18 protein-coding genes are annotated in these 18,706 nt (G+C 70.4%); 9 read left to right on the top strand and 9 right to left on the bottom strand.

Annotated elements, in window-relative coordinates:
• Positions 1 to 28 precede the first annotated feature (28 nt).
• Both ACN20J_RS12700 and ACN20J_RS12695 read right to left on the bottom strand, forming a co-directional pair.
• Positions 29 to 295 carry a hypothetical protein gene (locus ACN20J_RS12700; protein ID WP_361919240.1) on the bottom strand — a complete coding sequence of 89 codons (267 nt, stop codon included), beginning with the start codon at positions 293 to 295 and terminating at the stop codon, positions 29 to 31.
• 262 nt (positions 296 to 557) lie between these two features.
• Positions 558 to 944, bottom strand: coding sequence for a DUF3099 domain-containing protein (locus ACN20J_RS12695; RefSeq protein ID WP_189840613.1), 387 nt, complete (start codon positions 942 to 944; stop codon positions 558 to 560).
• Positions 945 to 1,156: 212 nt separating this feature from the next.
• Between ACN20J_RS12695 and ACN20J_RS12690 the strand changes: the two genes are divergently transcribed.
• A complete protein-coding gene (locus ACN20J_RS12690; RefSeq protein WP_189840614.1) occupies positions 1,157 to 1,432 on the top strand; it encodes a GlsB/YeaQ/YmgE family stress response membrane protein in 276 nt (91 codons plus the stop codon).
• 152 nt (positions 1,433 to 1,584) lie between these two features.
• Here the strand turns inward: ACN20J_RS12690 and tyrS are convergent, their stop codons facing one another.
• The 3 genes from tyrS to ACN20J_RS12675 all read right to left on the bottom strand — a co-directional run bounded on the left by tyrS (position 1,585) and on the right by ACN20J_RS12675 (position 5,889).
• Complete coding sequence (tyrS, locus tag ACN20J_RS12685; protein WP_190230171.1) at positions 1,585 to 2,847, bottom strand: tyrosine--tRNA ligase; 1,263 nt, start codon at positions 2,845 to 2,847, stop codon at positions 1,585 to 1,587.
• Between the two features lie 88 nt (positions 2,848 to 2,935).
• On the bottom strand, positions 2,936 to 4,330 hold the full coding sequence (locus tag ACN20J_RS12680) for a metallopeptidase TldD-related protein (protein WP_189840616.1): 1,395 nt from the start codon (positions 4,328 to 4,330) through the stop codon (positions 2,936 to 2,938).
• Entirely contained in the window at positions 4,327 to 5,889 is a 1,563-nt protein-coding gene (locus ACN20J_RS12675; RefSeq protein ID WP_419665904.1) for a TldD/PmbA family protein, read from the bottom strand. Before ACN20J_RS12675 ends, ACN20J_RS12680 begins: the two co-directional genes overlap by 4 nt.
• A 146-nt stretch (positions 5,890 to 6,035) precedes the next feature.
• On the opposite strand from ACN20J_RS12675, the gene fabG reads away from it, so the two are divergent.
• From fabG to ACN20J_RS12660, 3 genes are all read left to right on the top strand, one after another.
• The gene (gene fabG / locus ACN20J_RS12670) at positions 6,036 to 6,740 is read left to right on the top strand and encodes a 3-oxoacyl-[acyl-carrier-protein] reductase (RefSeq protein WP_189840618.1); all 705 of its coding nucleotides are present in this window, start codon (positions 6,036 to 6,038) and stop codon (positions 6,738 to 6,740) included.
• A gap of 5 nt (positions 6,741 to 6,745) precedes the next feature.
• A complete protein-coding gene (fabI, locus tag ACN20J_RS12665; RefSeq protein WP_055615406.1) occupies positions 6,746 to 7,513 on the top strand; it encodes an enoyl-ACP reductase FabI in 768 nt (255 codons plus the stop codon).
• Positions 7,514 to 7,703: 190 nt separating this feature from the next.
• Positions 7,704 to 8,057 (top strand): hypothetical protein, encoded by a 354-nt coding sequence (locus ACN20J_RS12660; RefSeq protein WP_189840619.1) that lies wholly within the window; start codon positions 7,704 to 7,706, stop codon positions 8,055 to 8,057.
• A gap of 12 nt (positions 8,058 to 8,069) precedes the next feature.
• On the opposite strand, the gene ACN20J_RS12655 is transcribed toward ACN20J_RS12660, so the two are convergent.
• Entirely contained in the window at positions 8,070 to 8,762 is a 693-nt protein-coding gene (locus ACN20J_RS12655; RefSeq protein WP_419665903.1) for a FadR/GntR family transcriptional regulator, read from the bottom strand.
• A gap of 112 nt (positions 8,763 to 8,874) precedes the next feature.
• Between ACN20J_RS12655 and ACN20J_RS12650 the strand changes: the two genes are divergently transcribed.
• The 4 genes from ACN20J_RS12650 to ACN20J_RS12635 all read left to right on the top strand — a co-directional run bounded on the left by ACN20J_RS12650 (position 8,875) and on the right by ACN20J_RS12635 (position 11,531).
• Positions 8,875 to 10,209, top strand: a complete 1,335-nt coding sequence (locus tag ACN20J_RS12650) for a CynX/NimT family MFS transporter (RefSeq protein ID WP_419665902.1) — start codon at positions 8,875 to 8,877, stop codon at positions 10,207 to 10,209.
• Positions 10,210 to 10,380: 171 nt separating this feature from the next.
• Positions 10,381 to 10,497: an SGM_5486 family transporter-associated protein gene (locus ACN20J_RS12645; protein ID WP_107102519.1), complete on the top strand. Its 117-nt coding sequence runs from the start codon at positions 10,381 to 10,383 to the stop codon at positions 10,495 to 10,497.
• 223 nt (positions 10,498 to 10,720) lie between these two features.
• Positions 10,721 to 10,936, top strand: coding sequence for a hypothetical protein (locus tag ACN20J_RS12640; RefSeq protein ID WP_190230167.1), 216 nt, complete (start codon positions 10,721 to 10,723; stop codon positions 10,934 to 10,936).
• Between the two features lie 76 nt (positions 10,937 to 11,012).
• Complete coding sequence (locus ACN20J_RS12635) at positions 11,013 to 11,531, top strand: SixA phosphatase family protein (protein ID WP_055615411.1); 519 nt, start codon at positions 11,013 to 11,015, stop codon at positions 11,529 to 11,531.
• Positions 11,532 to 11,614: 83 nt separating this feature from the next.
• Here the strand turns inward: ACN20J_RS12635 and serB are convergent, their stop codons facing one another.
• Both serB and ACN20J_RS12625 read right to left on the bottom strand, forming a co-directional pair.
• Entirely contained in the window at positions 11,615 to 12,820 is a 1,206-nt protein-coding gene (serB, locus tag ACN20J_RS12630; RefSeq protein WP_055615412.1) for a phosphoserine phosphatase SerB, read from the bottom strand.
• 174 nt (positions 12,821 to 12,994) lie between these two features.
• Positions 12,995 to 14,932 carry a streptophobe family protein gene (locus ACN20J_RS12625; RefSeq protein WP_419665901.1) on the bottom strand — a complete coding sequence of 646 codons (1,938 nt, stop codon included), beginning with the start codon at positions 14,930 to 14,932 and terminating at the stop codon, positions 12,995 to 12,997.
• Between the two features lie 241 nt (positions 14,933 to 15,173).
• Between ACN20J_RS12625 and ACN20J_RS12620 the strand changes: the two genes are divergently transcribed.
• Positions 15,174 to 17,681, top strand: a complete 2,508-nt coding sequence (locus tag ACN20J_RS12620; protein WP_190230165.1) for an FHA domain-containing protein — start codon at positions 15,174 to 15,176, stop codon at positions 17,679 to 17,681.
• Positions 17,682 to 17,769: 88 nt separating this feature from the next.
• On the opposite strand, the gene ACN20J_RS12615 is transcribed toward ACN20J_RS12620, so the two are convergent.
• Complete coding sequence (locus ACN20J_RS12615) at positions 17,770 to 18,477, bottom strand: transglycosylase SLT domain-containing protein (protein ID WP_419665900.1); 708 nt, start codon at positions 18,475 to 18,477, stop codon at positions 17,770 to 17,772.
• Positions 18,478 to 18,706 lie beyond the last annotated feature (229 nt).

Below are 18,706 nucleotides of genomic sequence, written 5' to 3'. Positions count from 1 at the left end.
TGCTTTAAGGCTCTAGAGGGACTCTGCTCTAAGAGGACTCGGGGGACTCCGGGGGCTCTGGGGACTCCCAGTCCTCCAGGAGTACGACGTCCTTCAGGAAGCCCCGAACGCCCAGGAACTGGGACAGGTGCTCCCGGTGTTCCTCGCACGCGAGCCACGTTTTGCGGCGCTCCGGCGTGTGCAGTTTGGGGTTGTTCCAGGCGAGGACCCAGACCGCGTCTGCTCGGCAGGCCTTCGCCGAACAGATGGGGGTGGAGGGCGAGGACGGGTCGGAACCGGGGACGTTCAGAATCACGTCTCGACCCTACGTCAGGGGTGTCGGCCGGCCGCTCGGGGTGCTGTCGAGGGGGCCACGAACCCGGCTCCACAAAAGGCGACGCCGAGCAGCCACGGGGGGAGCTGCCCGGCGTCGGTCTGTCGCTCCGACGGGGGATGCGGAGCGCGTACGAAGTATGTCACGGGTAACCCGCTGCCCGGCACCGGAACAACATGATTGATCTGAGCTTTTCTTGAGCTTGGTACGGTCCTGAATTCCGGTCACAGGCGATCGTTCGTGGTCAGGTCCGCTCGTGCGGCTCGTCCCGCAGGCGGGCGCCCGGATCGGTCACGAGGTCTTCCGGGACGGATTCCGCGGCGTCGCCCGCACGGGGTGCCGCGAGCATCGGACGGGTCGGCGCGGTCACGAACGTGGACGGCAGCGAGGGCGCGTTCTCCCGGCCCGCGTTGGCGATCACCACGGCGACGTACGGGAGCAGGATGCCGAGCGCCAGGGCAACGACGGCGACGTGCCGTTCGACGTTCCAGAGGGTGGCCGCGAGGATCACCGAGAGCGTGCGGACGGACATCGAGATGATGTAACGGCGCTGCCTGCCGCGTACATCGTCGGCGAGGCCCTGCCTGGCTCCGGTGATCCGGAAGACCTCGACCTCGCTCTGCTTCCGCATCACGTTCCACCACCCGCCTGTGTCGGACGCTCCCCTGGCCCGTACAGCCTCCACGTTACGCCGCGGCTGCGTCGCCTACGAGACCGGGGCGGGTCCGGTTTGGGCGGGGGAGGGCTGCGTCGTACCGCGTATGGCCGTGCCCGACATGCGCCGTATGGCGGACAGGCCGAGACTGGGCGTAATGCTCACGTAGAGCCGTATAGGAGGCAGCCATGGGCTGGTTGTGGGCGATCATCGTGGGATTCGTGCTGGGCCTGCTGGCCAAGGCGATCATTCCGGGCAAGCAGCACAGCCCGCTCTGGCTCACCACGATCTTCGGGATCATCGGCGCGATCGTCGGCAACGCGATCGCCCGTGGCTTCGGCATCGACGAGACCCGCGGCATCGACTGGGGCCGCCACGCCCTCCAGCTCGGCGCCGCGATCGTCATCGTCTTCCTCGGCGACATGATGTACACGGCGATGCGGGGCAACAAACAGAGAGCCTGAACGTACGGGGAGTGGGGCGGGGATCCACCGGGATCCCCGCCCCACTTTTCGGCTTTCAGGGGCGCGGGGCTGTGACATTTTGCGGCTCCGCCGCGTGGGCGCGACAACCACCCACCCGCACCATACGAACCGAGCCCGCCGCTTCCCCGCTCCTAGCTGAGCTCAACGGCGGCAAGGTTCTTCTTGCCCCGCCGCAGCACCAGCCACCGCCCGTGCAACAGGTCCTCCTTGCCGGGAACGGCATCCTCGGAGGCCACCTTCACGTTGTTCACGTAGGCACCCCCCTCCTTCACCGTCCGCCGCGCGGCGGACTTGCTGGCCACCAGGCCCACCTCGGCGAAGAGGTCCACCACCGGACCGAGTTCGGCGACCTGGATGTGCGGCACCTCGGAGAGCGCCGCGCCCAGCGTCGCCGCGTCGAGGTCACCGAGCTCGCCCTGACCGAACAGCGCCCGCGACGCGGCGACCACTGCGGCCGTCTGCTCGCCGCCGTGCACCAGCGTCGTCAGCTCCTCGGCGAGGGCGCGCTGCGCGGCCCGGGCCTGCGGACGCTCCTCGGTGAGCTTCTCCAGCTCCTCGATCTCCTCGTGGGACTTGAAGCTGAAGATCCGCAGGAACTTGGAGACGTCCCGGTCGTCCGCGTTCAGCCAGAACTGGTAGAACGCGTACGGTGTCGTCATCTCCGGGTCCAGCCAGATGGTGCCGGACTCCGTCTTGCCGAACTTCGTGCCGTCCGCCTTGGTGATCAGCGGTGTGCCCAGCGCGTGCACCACGGCCTCGGGGTCGACCCGGTGGATCAGGTCGGTGCCCGAGGTGAGGTTGCCCCACTGGTCGCTGCCGCCGGTCTGCAGCGTGCAGCCGTACCTCCGGTAGAGCTCCAGGAAGTCCATGCCCTGGAGGATCTGGTAGCTGAACTCCGTGTAGCTGATGCCCGCGTCGGAGTTGAGCCGCCGGGAGACGGCCTCCTTCGCGATCATCTTGTTGACCCGGAAGTGCTTGCCCACGTCACGCAGGAACTCGATGGCCGACAGGCCCTGGGTCCAGTCCAGGTTGTTGACCATCACCGCGGCGTTCGGACCCTCGAAGTCCAGCAGCGGCTGGATCTGGGCGCGCAGCCGCTCGACCCACAGGGCCACGACGTCCGGCGCGTTCAGCGTGCGCTCCGAGTTCGGCTTCGGGTCGCCGATCAGGCCCGTGGCGCCCCCGACCAGGCCCAGCGGGCGGTTGCCCGCCTGCTGGATCCGGCGCATCGTGAGGATCTGCACGAGGTTGCCGAGGTGCAGGCTGGGCGCGGTCGGGTCGAAGCCGCAATAGAACGTGACGGGACCGTCCGCGAACGCCTTGCGCAATGCGTCCTCGTCAGTGGAGAGGGCCAGCAGCCCGCGCCACTTCAGCTCGTCGACGATGTCCGTCACGGTTCTCGTGTCTCCTTGGATGATCTTCAGGCAGCCGGGGATGGTCTTCGGGCGGCCTGGATGGCAGCCGACTGCGAGGCTATCGAGGTTATACGCCCTGACTGACAGAGCTCATATTGAAGTCCGGCACCCTCAGGGCGGGCATCGCGGCCCTGGTGAACCAGTCGCTCCACTCGCGCGGCAGCGTCTTCTCCGTGCGCCCGGCCTCGGTCGCCCGCCCCAGCAGGTCCACCGGCGACTCGTTGAACCGGAAGTTGTTCACCTCGCCGACGACCTGGCCGTTCTCGACGAGGTAGACACCGTCCCGGGTCAGCCCGGTCAGCAGCAGCGTCGCCGGGTCGACCTCGCGGATGTACCAGAGGCAGGTCAGCAGCAGACCCCGCTCGGTCGCGGCGACCATGTCCTCCAGGGACTTGTCCTCGCCGCCGTCCAGGATGATGTTGCCGATGCCGGGGGCCACCGGGAGACCGGTCAGGCCGGCGCTGTGCCGGGTGCTCGTCAGATGCCTCAGCTCGCCCTCACTGACCCACTCCGTGGGCCGGAGCGGCAGTCCGTTGTCGAAGACGGAGGCGTCGTCGCCCGAGGAGTGCGTGAGCACGAAGGGCGCGGACTCCAGGCCCGGCTCGTTCGGGTCGCTGCGCAGGGTCAGCGGCAGGCCGGTGAGCTTCTCGCCGACGCGCGTCCCGCCGCCGGGCTTGCTGAACACCGTCCGGCCCTCGGCCGCGTCCCGGGCCGCCGCCGACCACATCTGGTAGATCAGCAGGTCCGCGACCGCGGTCGGCGGCAGCAGCGTCTCGTACCGGCCCGCGGGCAGCTCGACGCGCCGCTCGGCCCAGCCCAGCCGCGTGGCGAGCTCCGCGTCGAGCGCCGCCGGGTCCACGTCCTTGAAGTCCCGCGTCGACCGGCCGGCCCACGCCGAGCGCGTACGGTCCGGCGACTTGGCGTTCAACTCCAGCGTCCCGTTGGGCTGGTCGTGACGCAGGCGCAGACCCGTGGACGTACCGAGATAGCTGGAGACGAGCTCGTGGTTGGCGAAGCCGTACAGCTCGCGTCCGCCCGCACGCGCGCGTGCGAACGATTCGCCGAGGGCCGGGGCGAAGTCGGCGAAGACCGCCGACGAGGTCTCGGCGGGCGCGTCCGTGAAGTCGGGGGAGGCGGGCACGCCCTCGACGAGCGGCTGCGCGTCCTCCGCCGGACCCGCGCCGCGCGCCGCCGCCTCGGCGGCCCGCACCAGCGGCTCCAGCTCGTCCGCGGTCACGGCCGCACGCGAGACGACCCCGGACGCGGTGCCTTCGCTGCCGTCCACGGTCGCGATGACGGTCAGCGTGCGCCCGCGCGTGACGCCGTTCGTGGTCAGCGCGTTGCCCGCCCAGCGCAGGTTGGCGGTCGACTGCTCGTCGGCGATGACGACACACCCGTCCGCCCGGGACAGCTCGAGGGCGCGCTCGACGATCTCGTGCGGCTTGTTCGTACGAGGACTCATCGCCCGGCCTCCTGCGTGGTGTTGAGGATGTTGACGCCCTTGAAGAGGGCCGACGGGCAGCCGTGCGAGACCGCCGCGACCTGGCCCGGCTGGGCCTTGCCGCAGTTGAAGGCGCCGCCCAGGACGTAGGTCTGCGGGCCGCCGACCGAGGCCATCGAGCCCCAGAAGTCCGTGGTCGTCGCCTGGTAGGCCACGTCCCGCAGCTGGCCGGTGATCCGCCCGTTCTCGATCCTGAAGAACCGCTGGCCGGTGAACTGGAAGTTGTAGCGCTGCATGTCGATCGACCACGACCGGTCGCCGACGACGTAGATGCCGCGGTCGACGCTCCCGATCAGATCCTCGGTGGACATCCCGGCGGGATCGGGCTGCAGCGACACGTTCGCCATGCGCTGTACGGGGACATGGCCGGGGGAGTCGGCGTACGCGCACCCGTTGGACCGCTCGAAGCCGGTCAGCTTCGCGATGCGCCGGTCCAGTTGGTAGCCCACCAACGTCCCGTCCTTCACCAGGTCCCAGGACTGCCCGGCCACGCCCTCGTCGTCGTACCCGATGGTCGCGAGCCCGTGCTCGGCGGTGCGGTCCCCGGTGACGTTCATCAGGTCGGAGCCGTACCGCAGCTTGCCCAGCTGGTCGAAGGTGGCGAAGGAGGTCCCGGCGTACGCAGCCTCGTAGCCGAGCGCGCGGTCCAGTTCGGTGGCGTGGCCGATGGACTCGTGGATGGTCAGCCACAGGTTGGACGGGTCGACGACCAGGTCGTACACGCCCGCCTCGACGCTCGGCGCCCGCATTTTCTCGGCGAGCAGCTCGGGGATCTGCGCGAGCTCCGACTCCCAGTCCCAGCCGGTGCCCGTGAGGTACTCCCAGCCGCGCCCGACGGGCGGTGCGATCGTGCGCATCGAGTCGAACTCGCCGCTCGACTCGTCGACGGCGACGGCGGTCAACTGGGGGTGCAGCCGGACCCGCTGCTGCGTGGTCACCGTCCCCGCCGTGTCCGCGTAGAACTTGTTCTCGTGCACCGTCAGCAGCGAGGCGTCCACATGGCTGACGCCGTTGGCCGCGAGCAGCCGCGCGCTCCACTCGGCGAGCAGCCCGGACTTCTCCTCGTCCGGTACGGAGAAGGGGTCGATCTCGTACGAGGAGATCCAGGTCTTCTCGGCGTGCACCGGCTCGTCCGCGAGCTCCACGCGCTCGTCCGAACCCGCCGCCTTGATCACCTGGGCCGACAGCTTCGCCATCGCCACGGCCTGCGACGCCACCTTCGCGGCGGAGTCCATCGTCAGGTCCACACCCGACGCGAACCCCCAGGTCCCGCCGTGCACCACACGCACCGCGTATCCCAGGTCCGTGGTGTCCGAGGACCCGGCGGGCTTCGCGTCCCGCAACCGCCAGGCCGCGCTGCGCACCCGCTCGAACCGGAAGTCGGCGTGGTCGGCGCCCAGCGCCCTGGCCCGCGCGAGCGCCGCGTCGGCCAGAGCCCTCAGCGGCAGTGCCGTGAAGGCTTCGTCGATGGAATGAGGCACGGAGGTCTCCCTGCTGTCGTCGCCTGTCGGTCCGATCATGTCGCGCGGGCGCGCCGGGGGCCACAACTTTCTGTAGGGATCCGACAGCGAGTCCGGTACGTCACTGTCGGCGCCCGATTCTCCGTACGGGGGACGGTGCCGATAGGTTTTCGAGGTACCAGACCGGCTATCGAAAGGGTGATCCGTTGAGCCGCTCGGTTCTCGTCACCGGAGGAAACCGGGGCATCGGCCTCGCCATCGCCCGCGCTTTCGCCGACGCGGGCGACAAGGTCGCGATCACGTACCGCTCGGGCGAGCCCCCGGAGGGCTTCCTCGCCGTCAAGTGCGACATCACCGACAGCGAGCAGGTGGATCAGGCCTACAAGGAGATCGAGGCCGAGCACGGCCCGGTCGAGGTGCTCGTGGCCAACGCCGGCATCACCAAGGACCAGCTGCTGATGCGGATGTCCGAGGACGACTTCACCTCCGTCCTCGACACCAACCTGACGGGCGCCTTCCGGGTCGTGAAGCGCGCCAACCGCGCCATGCTGCGGGCCAAGAAGGGCCGTGTCGTGCTGCTCTCCTCGGTCGTCGGGCTGCTCGGCTCGGCGGGCCAGGCGAACTACGCCGCCTCCAAGGCCGGCCTCGTCGGCTTCGCGCGCTCGCTCGCGCGTGAGCTGGGCTCGCGCAACATCACCTTCAACGTCGTCGCGCCCGGCTTCGTCGACACCGACATGACCAAGGTGCTCACCGACGAACAGCGCGAGGGCATCGTGAAGCAGGTGCCGCTCGGCAGGTACGCGAAGCCCGAGGAGATCGCCGCGACGGTGCGGTTCCTCGCCTCGGACGACGCCTCGTACATCACTGGAGCCGTCATCCCCGTAGACGGCGGACTGGGAATGGGTCACTGATCACCATGAGTGGAATTCTCGAGGGCAAGCGCGTCCTGATCACCGGTGTGCTGATGGAGTCCTCCATCGCCTTCCACGCCGCGAAGCTGGCCCAGGAGCAGGGCGCCGAGATCATCCTGACCGCGTTCCCGCGGCCCACACTGACCGAGCGCATCGCCAAGAAGCTCCCCAAGCCCACCAAGGTCATCGAGCTCGACGTCAGCAACGACGAGCACCTGGCGCGGCTGGCCGACCTGGTCGCCGAGGAGCTGGGCGGCCTGGACGGCGTCGTGCACTCCATCGGTTTCGCCCCGCAGGACGCCCTCGGCGGCAACTTCCTCAACACGCCGTTCGAGTCGGTCGCCACGGCCATGCACGTCTCCGCGTTCTCCCTGAAGTCGCTGACCATGGCCTGTCTGCCGCTGATGCAGAACGGCGGCTCGGTCGTCGGCCTCACCTTCGACGCGCAGTACGCCTGGCCGCAGTACGACTGGATGGGCCCGGCCAAGGCCGCCCTGGAGGCCACCAGCCGCTACATGGCGCGTGACCTGGGCAAGCAGAACATCCGCTGCAACCTCATCTCCGCGGGCCCCATCGGCTCCATGGCCGCCAAGTCCATCCCGGGCTTCAGTGACCTGGCCGCCGTCTGGGACAGCCGTTCGCCCCTGGAGTGGGACCTCAAGGACCCCGACCCGGCCGGCCGCGGCATCGTCGCCCTGCTCAGCGACTGGTTCCCGAAGACCACCGGCGAGATCATCCACGTCGACGGCGGTCTGCACGCGATCGGCGCGTAAGCGTTTACGCGAACGTTTGCGTATCCGCCTTCGTACGGCTTCGACGCCCCGTTTCCCGCAGCGTGCGGGGAGCGGGGCGTCACCCGTTCGGCCCTACCGGCCGGGCGGTGCGGGCCGGTAACAGCGCACTCTGGAGTAGGAGTTCCCCCTCCCGAGATGTCCTCCCGAGCCCTGCCGAGGAGGTCCCCTTGTGCGCCTGTCCCAGCGCTTCGCCCCGCTGCTCGCTGCCTTGACCCTCCTGCTCGTGGTGTCCGGTGGCGCTGCCTCGCCCACCACGAATACAGCCCCCCACGCGCGCGTGCCCGTCGAGGAGAGGCCTTTCGGAGCGGCGTGCCGGACCGCCGTCGAGGGTTCGTATGTGACGGCGTACTGCCACAACCCGTACCCGGAGCCCGATCACGTCCGTCTGCACATCGAGTGCGACCCGTGGTGGGACATCGACTCCGACGGCGCCTCGGTCGAGGCCGGACCCGCGCAGACCGTACGGCTGACCGGCCGCTGCTGGAAGGAAGTCCGCTCGGCCTGGGTCAGCCACCAGCGCTGACGACGGGCCCGTTCACGCGGAGGTGACGCCGGCGGGTCGGCTCGGGCGGCACAGGAAGGGATAGCCCGCGGCCTCCGTGGTGGCGGTCTCCGCGTCGCCCGCGCGGATGGCGTCGACGAGACGCGTGTGGTCCATGTACGTCTCGGGCGTCAGCTCCTCGCCCACGTCCTCGCGCAGCCAGTCGCGCACGACCTCGCCCAGGTCCGCGTACATCGCCGTCATGACGTCGTTGTGGGACGCGGCGACCACGGCCAGGTGGAAGGTCGTGTCGGCGCTCACGAAGGCCTCCGCGTCGCCCGACTCCCAGGCCTCCTCCCGGCGTACGAGGAGGGCGTCCAGCTGCTTCAGATCGCGCTCCGTGCGGCGCTCGGCGGCCAGCTTCGCGGCGCTCGACTCCAGCGTGGAGCGCAGCTCGGCGATGTGCCGCGGATCGGCGTCCGCGAAGCGGCGGTGCATCACGCCCGCCAGCTCGCTGGTCGCCACGACGTAGGTGCCCGAGCCCTGGCGGATGTCCAGCAGGCCGTTGTGCGCGAGCGCGCGGACGGCCTCGCGGACCGTGTTCCGGGCGACCCCCAGCTGCTCGACCAGCTCGGGCTCGGTGGGGATGCGGGAACCCACCGGCCACTCGCCCGAGGTGATCTGGTTCCGCAGCTCGGCGATGACCTGCTCGGACAGTGCCGATCGGCGGGGGTGGCTCAGCGGCATGACGGTCCTTCGCGCCAGGGGGTGCACCGGGAGGACGCACCGGAATGCGTGTCAGGGGATTGTGCCCCAGGTGTGCACCAGGGGATTGGACAACCAATCATCCCATGATTCTATGATGGCTGGCATGACTGGCGAGGAAACCCGGACGGCGATGTCCCCACCGATACGCAGCTCCGCACAGGACGCGGAACTCCAACCGCCCGCCACGCGCGCGTGGATGACGCGTGTGGTGATCATCGGCATCGTCCTCACCGCCCTCAACCTGCGCCCCGCCATCACCAGCCTCGGCGCCCTCCTCGAAGAGGTGCGCGACGGACTCGGCATGAGCGGCAGCTTCGCCGGGCTCCTCACCTCCGTACCGCCGCTGTGCTTCGCCGTCTTCGGTGTCATGGCACCGCGCCTCGCCCGCCGCTTCGGACCCGCCGCGGTGGTCTGCGCCGGCATGGTCGCGATCGCCGCGGGACTGGCGATCCGGCCCTTCGCCGGGAACACGGCCGGCTTCCTGGTCGCCAGCGCCCTCGCCCTCATGGGCATCGCGGTCAGCAACGTCCTGATGCCGGTGATCGTCAAGCGCTGGTTCCCGGACCGGGTCGGCTCCATGACCGGCCTCTACTCCATGGCCCTCGCACTCGGCACCGCCGCGGCTGCCGCCGTCACCGTGCCCATGACCCGGGCCCTGGGCGGCAGTTGGCATGCGGGGCTCGCCGTCTGGGCGGGGCTCGCGGCCGTCGCCGTACTGCCGTGGATCCCACTCGTACGGGCCCGGGGCACGGCCCTCTCAAGGGACGCTGTCTCGGCTCCGGCTTCGGCTCATGGTGTGCCGTCGCCTTCCGGGGCTGGTCAGGAACCCTCCCCACTGCGGATCACCCGGAGCCGTACCGCCTGGGCACTGGCCGTCTTCTTCGGGCTCCAGGCCACCGCCGCGTACATCACGATGGGCTGGATGGCGCAGATCTTCCGGGACGCGGGTGTCCCGGCGGGCACGGCCGGACTGCTGCTCGCCGTCACGATGGTGATGGGCGTGCCGCTGGCCTTCGTCATCCCGCGCCTTGCCACCCGCCTGCCCCACCAGGGGCCGATCGTGGTCGCCCTCGGGGTCTGCGGCCTCGTCGGCTACGCGGGCCTCTACCTCGCCCCCGCGGGCGGCGCCTGGGCGTGGGCCCTGCTGCTCGGCATCGCCAACTGCGCGTTCCCGCTGGCCCTCACCATGGTCGGCATGCGGGCCAGGACGGGAGCGGGGGTCGCGCAGCTCTCCGCCTTCGCGCAGAGCACCGGGTACCTCATCTCGATCCCCGGCCCGCTCCTGGTGGGCGTGCTCTACCAGCACAGCGGAGGCTGGGGGCTGCCCATCGCGCTCATGGCGGGCCTGATGATCCCGCAGATCGTGGTGGGCATACTGGCCGGCCGCGACCGCACGGTGGAGGACGAGGCCGCGCGCCGGCGGTGACCGTCGGGGACGAGCGGTGCGGCGGCCCGGAGACCCTGCCTGTGACCTCGCCGCGCCATCACCCGCGCGCGGACCCACCGGCGCGTCTACGCCACCCGCGCGCGGTGACTGGGCCCCCATGGACCAGACCCCACCCGCGAGCGGGCGCCCGAGGGGTGGGAGACTGGGCCCATGCCCGTGCTCGACCCGAATCCCCAGAACGGCCAGAAGAAGATGCTGCTCGTCTTCGGCGCGTTCCTCCTCATCTTCGTGATCATCGGCGTCATCGCGTCGATCGCCTCGCCCTGACCCACCCGACACTCGCCCTGACCCACCGGAAGCCCGCCCTGGGCCCTCCTGCGTGACGCCTCCGCGAGGGGATGGTGGGGGTAGCCCCACCATCCCCTAGGGGGTGAGTGTCAGGGTCAAGTGGGTGGATCTCCGGATGGGTTGAGGGCTCCGGATTCCGTAACTTCGAGATGTGACCGCGAGGACGCGGACCACGGACCACTCGAAGCCCCACGGAGGCGGCATGTCGGCCCCAACGCACATCCCGCCCCACCCGGCGACCAGGCGTGGCGTCGAGACCCGGCTCCCCTGGTGGGCCCTCGTCCTCCCCGCGCTCGCCTTCGCCGCACTGCTCCTGGTGATACTGAACCCCGCCGACGCCCAGGCGACGAGCGGCGACCCGGCGGTCGGCCGGCTCTTCGAGCAGGTCCAGCAGATGGTGCTGCACCAGGGCTCCTGAGCTCCCGGCACACCACGTCGAGGCTGCGAGTCAACTCCCTGCGCCCCATGGCGTGTTTCGTGCGAAGCTGGGAACCATGAGCGTCGCAGAACCCCGCAGGATTGTCCTTTTCCGGCATGCGAAAGCCGACTGGCCCGAGGTCTCCGATCATGAGCGGCCGCTCGCTGAGCGGGGCCGCAAGGACGCCGCCGTCGCCGGACGCAGGCTGGCCGACACCGGCATCCCCTTCGATCTGGCCCTCTGCTCCACCGCGACCCGGACCCGCGAGACATGGAAACTCGCCGTCCACGAGCTCCCCCATCGGCCGAAAACGGTCTATGAGGAGCGGCTCTACGAGGTCTCTCCCGGCGAGCTGATCGCCGTGCTGAACGAAACCCCCGACGATGTGCAGAACGCGCTCCTGATCGGCCACAACCCCGGCGTGCAGGGCCTCGCCGACATCCTGGCCGGCCAGTCCGAGGGCGACGCGCAGGAGCGGATGAGCCGCCTGGGCTTCCCCGCCGCCGCCTTCGCCGTGCTCTCCTTCACCGGTTCCTGGAAGGCCCTGGAGCCGGGCGTGGCCACGCTGCTCGACTACTGGGCGCCGTCCGAGTAGACCCGGTCGTTCCCTTCTCACGAGGACGGGGCCCGGCACCTTCGCGGTGCCGGGCCCCGTCCCTGTCGTGGACGTGCGAGAAGTCAGTCCACGTGCATGTCCGCCGCCTCGACCTCTTCGCGTGTCACGCCCAGCAGATACAGGACCGTGTCCAGGAAGGGGAAGTTCACCGCGGTGTGCGCGGCCTGGCGCACCACCGGCTTGGCGTTGAAGGCGACCCCGAGACCGGCCGCGTTGAGCATGTCCAGGTCGTTGGCGCCGTCGCCGATCGCCACCGTCTGGCCGAGCGGCACCCCCGCCTCCGCGGCGAACCGGCGCAGCAGCCGCGCCTTGCCCGCCCGGTCCACGATCTCGCCGGTGACCTTGCCCGTCAGCTTCCCGTCGACGATCTCCAGGGTGTTGGCCTGGGCGAAGTCCAGCCCGAGACGCTCCTTGAGGTCGTCCGTGACCTGCGTGAACCCGCCCGAGACGACACCGACTTGGAAGCCGAGCCGCTTCAGCGTACGGATCAGCGTGCGCGCCCCCGGCGTGAGCCGCACCTCGCTGCGCACCTTGTCCACCACGGAGGCGTCCAGCCCCTTGAGCAGGGCCACGCGCGCGTGCAGCGACTGCTCGAAGTCCAGCTCCCCGCGCATCGCGGCAGCCGTCACCTCGGCGACCTCGTCCTCGCAGCCGGCGTGCGCGGCGAAGAGCTCGATGACCTCGTCCTGGATGAGCGTGGAGTCCACGTCCATGACCACCAGACGCTGGGCCCGCCGGTGCAGCCCCGCGGCGACCACCGCGATGTCGACGCCCAGGGCCGCCGCCTCGGTCACCAGGGCGGTCCGCAGCGCCTCCGGCTCCGTACCGGACACGGCGAACTCGACGGCCGTCACGGGGTACTTGGCCAGCCGGAAGATACGGTCGATGTTGCCGCCGGTCCCGGTGATCCGGGCGGCGATCGCGGCCGCGGACTCGGCGGTGAGCGGGTGTCCGAGCACGGTCACCAGCGACCTGCCGTGCCCGCGGGGCCGGTTGTCGCCGAGGCCGGAGATGATCTCGGCCTGCAGCCTCATCGAGTCCGCCCAGCTGTGCACCGTGGCACGCAGGTCGCCCTCCAGGCCGGCCGGCGGGTGCGTCACGAGCGCGCACAGCACTATCCGGCCACGGGTGACGACCTGCTCGATGTCGACCACGTCGACCGAGTAGGCGGCGAGGGTGTCGAAGAGCCCGGCCGTGATTCCTGGCCGGTCCTTGCCGAAGATTTTGACGAGGAGAGTGGGGACATCAGACGTTTGTGATGCGCTCATGGTGCTTCCACCGTATCCGGCACCCCGTGCCGCACGCCGCTGAGGTCCGCCTGACGGACAGGGAACAGTGGGTGTCGTCGAGGTGTCCGCGGTCTTCACGAGCCGTGGCGCCCGCACGCCACGGCCCAGGTCAGCGCCGCCCGAGCCGCCGGTCGGCATCGTCCGGACCGCCGGTCAGCGCCGTCCGGGCGGCCTCCCGGACGGAGGCGGCGGCTCGTCGGGCGGGGGAGGCGGCGGCCCGTCCTGCGACGACCGGGGCCGGCGCCGCTGCCCCGGAGCGGGCGGCGGTGTGAACGGCCCGGCCACCGTGGGGGCGCCGTACACGTCGTTCGGCGGCCGGGCACCGGGTGGCCGCGCACCTGGTGGCCACCCGCCCCGATCCTGCCCGCCCGGATCGCGTCCGTCCGGATCCCGCCCCCCGGGAGGTTGCCCGCCGCGGGGCTGGGCCCCGGGCGACCTCCGGCCAGGGGGCTGCGCGCCCGGAGCCCGGGGCCCAGCAGGCGGCGGCCCCGAGGACCGGTTGCCGGGGGACTGGGGTCCCGGCGGTGGGACACTTGGCCGCCGTCCGGGCCCGGGCTCCCGCAGCTCGTCGGGCAGCCGCAGATACGGGTTCGTGTCGGGGTTCGCCGGCCGGTACGGCATACCGGGGTTGTAGGGCCCGCTCTCCCCGCCGACCTCCGCGAACGGCGGAGCGGAGGCCGGGGCGCCGGGAGCGCCCACGCCGTCGGCGCCCACGTCACCCAGTGCCAGCGGTGCCGCGCGCCGCCCGGCGGCCCCGGTGGCGCACGCGAGCAGCGCACCCACCGTCCCCGCGCCCGCGCCCCACAGCGCCCCGAGCAGCAGCGCCATGCCCAGCTGCCCGTGCAGCTCTATCCCCGCGTCGAACGCGTCGATGCCCAGCACCGCCATCGACGCGTCCACGGACACGTCCGTCAGCCAGGCGAGCAGGGGCATCGCGAGCGCGGTCACGATCCCCAGCCGCAGCGCGCAGCGCCCGGCGAAACCGAGGACACCCCGCTCCCGTACGAACGGAGTGCGCACCGCGGTCAGTACGCCCGCGTAGAGCATCATCAGCGCCGCCGCGACCCCCAACAGCCAGACCCGGCTGTCCAGTTCGGCCAACCGCCCCAGCGAGACGGACTGGTCGTCGGAAGCGCTCAGCAACTTGTCCAGGGGGTCGGGCAGGAACTGGACGAGCGGTCCCGACGCGCTGCCGTCCCACGGCACGAAGAGCCCGATCGGGATGCCCAGCCACACCCCGTTGGGCGCCCCGACCAGCGCGGCACCCGCGATGCGCTTCGGATTGTCGTCGCCGATGGCCGCGTACGCAGCCGCCGCGAGCCCGGCGAGGACCGCCACCAGCAACACCGTGACCAGCGCGGACGCGGCAGGACGCACCAGGCGGTGCATCGCGGTCAGGCCGCGCGGCAGCGGTGTCCGGCGCGAGGCCAGCAGCGCGATCGCCAGGACGCCGAGCACCCAGCCCAGGCCGCCCAGCAGCGTCGGCACGGTCTCGACGGTGAAGCCCACCTTGGCGTTCGCGTCCGCGAGATCCCCGAGCCGGTCGGGCAGCAGTCCGCCGATGTCACCGAGCCCGGGCACGTCCACCTCGTCCGGCAGCCCGCCGCCCGGCAGCGAATCCAGCCCCAGCGAGCCGCCGTCGATGGTGATGACGTCGTGCCCCGCCCAGGCCAGACCGCCGAGCATCGCCACGAAGAGTGCCGCCACGGCGCCCGCGCGCGCGAACAGTTCGGCCGGCGCGATCACGACCCCGGCCCCGCGCAGGGACCGTAAGAAGAACCAGGACAGCAGCAGCGCGCCCACCAGGCTCACGCCCAGTGGCGTGATCTGGAGGGCGGTGTCGGCCTGCGCGCCCTCAAGACCGAAGGCCGACACATCGCCGGACGGTTTCACCGAACCACCCGCCCCGAGCGCCACGACCGCCGCGGTCATCGTCCCGAGCGAGCCGGACGCGTCCGCGCCGAGCAGATGCAGCCCCAGCGCCGCGACGCCGGCCATGCCGATCAAGGCCCAGCTCACGGCGGCGATCGAGGCCAGCAGCACATCACCCCACGGCACACGCCTGCCGTGTCCCACGGTTCCGTCGCTCATCGTCAGCCCCCCGACTCCGCGCCGCGATGGTTCCACCGCGGTGTCCCCCTCGCGTGGGATTACCACTCTCCGGGCCGGTTTCAACCCAGTCAACGGAAACGGACAAGCCGCCCGTACGCGGTCTTCACAAGGCCCGACTTTCGGTCAAGGGGGTCCTACTGAAATAGTTCCCCACGATGTTCGACATCCCTAGACTCCCTGTGATGGGGGAACTTCGGGGGACAACTCAGTGGGGCATGGAGTGCCGGAACTCGTACTGGAATTGAATGGACGGACCTGGACGCTCGATGTGTCCAGGCCATACACCCTCGGACGTGATCCGCAGGGGGACATCGTGCTCGAGGACGCCAGGGTCTCCTGGCGTCACGCCACGATCAGCTGGAGCGGCCGCAGTTGGGTCATCGAGGACCACGGCAGCACCAACGGCACATTCGTGCAGGGGCAGCGGATCCATCAGATGGAGATCGGCCCCGGCTCGGCCGTGCACCTGGGCAACGCGACCGACGGCCCGCGGCTGAGCCTGGGGGGCAACGGGGCCGCCGCCGCACCGCAGGCACAGCCCCAGCAGCAGCCGTACGCCGCGCAGGGCGCGCCCGCGGCCGGCTGGGCCCAACAGGCCCCGCAGGCGCAGCAGCACGCGCCGGAGCAGGGCTGGCAGCCGCAGCAGGGCGCGCACATTCCGCCGCAGCAGGGATCCGGTGGGGGCGCGGGGGCGCCGCCGGTCTACGGCGACCGCAGCCCCACCACGTTCCACCAGTTCTCGCTCGGCCGTGTGATGCGCATCGGCCGTGCCCTGGAGAACGAGCTGGTCGTCTCCGACCTGCAGGTCTCGCGTCACCACGCGGAGTTCCACGCGACGCCGGACGGCCGCTACGAGATCCGTGACCTCGGCTCGCACAACGGCACGTACGTCAACGGTATGCCGATCGCCAAGGGTGGCTCCGCGCTGCTCGGCCCGAACGACATCGTCGGCGTCGGCCACTCGACGTTCCGGCTGGTCGGCGACCGGCTGGAAGAGTTCGTCGACACCGGTGAGGTCTCGTTCTCGGCCCGCCATCTGACGGTGACGGTCGACGGCGGCAAGCAGATCCTCAAGGACGTCTCCTTCGGCGTCCCGGAGAAGTCGCTCATCGCGGTCATCGGCCCGTCCGGATCCGGCAAGTCGACGCTCCTGAAGGCGCTCACGGGCTACCGCCCCGCCAACGAGGGCGACGTCCTCTACGACAACCGAAACCTGTACAAGCAGTTCGCCGAGCTGCGTCAGCGCATCGGTCTGGTCCCGCAGGACGACATCCTGCACAAGGAACTGACCGTCAAGAAGGCCCTCAAGTACGCGGCCAAGCTGCGCTTCCCCGCGGACACCACGACGCAGGAGCGCGACGCCCGTATCGACGAGGTGCTGCGCGAGCTCAAGCTCGACATCCACAAGGAGAAGAAGGTCACCTCCCTCTCCGGTGGCCAGCGCAAGCGCGTCTCGGTGGCCCTGGAGCTGCTGACCAAGCCGTCGCTGATCTTCCTGGACGAGCCGACCTCCGGCCTCGACCCGGGCATGGACCGCGATGTCATGCAGCTGCTGCGCGGCCTCGCCGACGACGGCCGTACGGTCCTCGTCGTCACGCACTCGGTGGCCGAGCTGGCCATCTGCGACAAGCTTCTGGTCATGGCGCCCGGCGGCTCGGTGGCCTATTTCGGTCCGCCCGAGGAGGCTCTGAACTTCTTCGGCTACGACACCTGGGCCGATGTCTTCTCCGCCTTCGAGAACTACCGCGACTACGACTGGGCGGGCCGCTGGAAGGGCTCGCAGCACTACCAGATGTACGCCGCGGACATCGACGCGGTGGCTCCGCAGTCCGTAGACATGCCGTCCGCCCAGGCGATGCGCCCGCCCAAGCCGCAGGGCTGGGGCTCACAGCTGATGACCCTGATCCGCCGCTACACGTCGGTGATCGCGTCCGACAAGGGCTTCCTGGCGCTGACGGTGATCCTGCCGGCGGTGCTCGGCGCGGTGAGCCTGCTCATCGAGCCCGACAAGACGCTGCTGGTCAACAAGCAGCTGGGTCCGAACGGCCTGCCCATCCCGAACAGCACGGCCGCCACGGTGCTGCTGATCCTCGCGGTCGGCGCCTGCTTCGCGGGTGCGGCCAACTCGGTCCGTGAGCTGATCAAGGAACGGGTCATCTACGAGCGGGAGCGCGCGACCGGTCTGTCGCGCTCCGCGTATCTGATGTCCAAGGTGATCGTCCTGGGCGTGATCACCATGCTCCAGGGTGCGCTGGTCGGCGCGATCGGCTTCATGAGCCGGACGATCCCCGACGAGGGCCTGATCCTCGGTGGCGCGGTCGCGGTGGAGCTCTCCCTGCCGATCATGGCGCTGGGCTTCACCTCGATGATGTTCGGCCTGGTCATCTCCTCGCTGGTGAAGACCGCCGAGAAGACCATGCCGCTGCTGGTCATGTTCGCGATCATCCAGGTCGTCTTCACCGGCTGCCTGTTCCCCCTGGCCGGGGCCCTGGGCGTCAACGAGTTCTCGTATCTGATGCCGTCGCGCTGGGCGGTCGGCGCCGCCGGCACCACGCTCGACTTCAACAAGATCAACCCGCACAACACGACCGACTCGGACCCGCTCTGGGACCACGAGGCGCTGACCTGGGCACTGGACATGGCCGCGCTGTTCGCGCTCGCCGCCGTCTGCGCCTTCCTCGTGGCGCGCTTCCTGCGCCGCCACGAGCCCGAGGTCATGCGCAAGTAGCCGGACCGTTCGACGAACACACGCGAAGGGCGGCTCCCCGTCGGGGGGCCGCCCTTTTCGGCGTACTCGTCAGAGGTCCGCGCAAACCTCAGTACGCGCTGTTGACGTTGTCGATCGAGCCGTACTTGTCGGCCGCGTAGTTGGCGGCGGCGGTGATGTTGGCGACCGGGTTGTACTGGCTCTTGGCCGTGCCGGCGACGTGGTACGCGTCGAAGGTCGGCTTGATGACCTGCAGCAGGCCGATGGACGGGACACCGTTGATGGCGTTGATGTCCCAGTTGTTGATGGCGTTCGGGTCGCCCGCGGACTCCCGGATGATGTTGCGGTGCAGGCCGTCGTACGTGCCCGGGATGCCGTGCTTCTTCATGATGTCCAGCGACTGGCGTATCCAGCCGTCCAGGTTGTTCGCGTAGGTCTTCGCGGCGGGCTTGACGGCGGCACGCTTGGCGGACCGGCTCGCGGCCTCCTTCGCCTTGCGGGCGTCCTCGGCCTTCTTCTTCGCGGCGGCCTCCGCGGCCTTCTTGGCGGCCGCGGCGTCGGCGGCCTTCTTCTTCGCGGCGGCGGCCTGGGCGTCGGCCAGCTGTCCGCTGAGACCGGCCGTGGCGGGCTTGAGCTGCTCGGCGGAGAAGGCGACCGGAGCGGCGGCGACCGAGTCGGCGCTGGCCTGCTGGGTGTTCCCCGGCACGACCGAGAAGGCGAGTGCGGCGGCGCCCAGCGTGGCGACACCGGCGATGGAGAGCTTGTGGGTCTTGGTCAGCGCGCGGCTATGACCAGGAGTGTTCTGCTGCTTGGGCATGGCTGATGGACCTCTTCGAATAGCGCGGAGGTCGCTCTCGGCCCGATGGGGACAAGGTGTTTCCGGGACAAGCGCCGTGGGTAAGAACCCGCGCCGCCGAGCGACCGATGGCCATTCTTAGCGGTCGCAATTTTCCGTGGCAAAGGTGTGACGTACGAAGCCGGGTAGTGGAGCCAGGAAGGGCAAATCGGGGCAGACTGACACGTCTGCCCCGCTCACCAGGAGTCCC

It is taken from the genome of Streptomyces sp. 2-1, assembly GCF_048564895.1.
In the GTDB taxonomy this organism is placed as follows: Bacteria; Actinomycetota; Actinomycetes; order Streptomycetales; family Streptomycetaceae; genus Streptomyces; species Streptomyces phaeochromogenes.
Note: the sequence above shows the minus strand (reverse complement) of the source record. Positions and strands in the feature narration are given on the sequence as shown.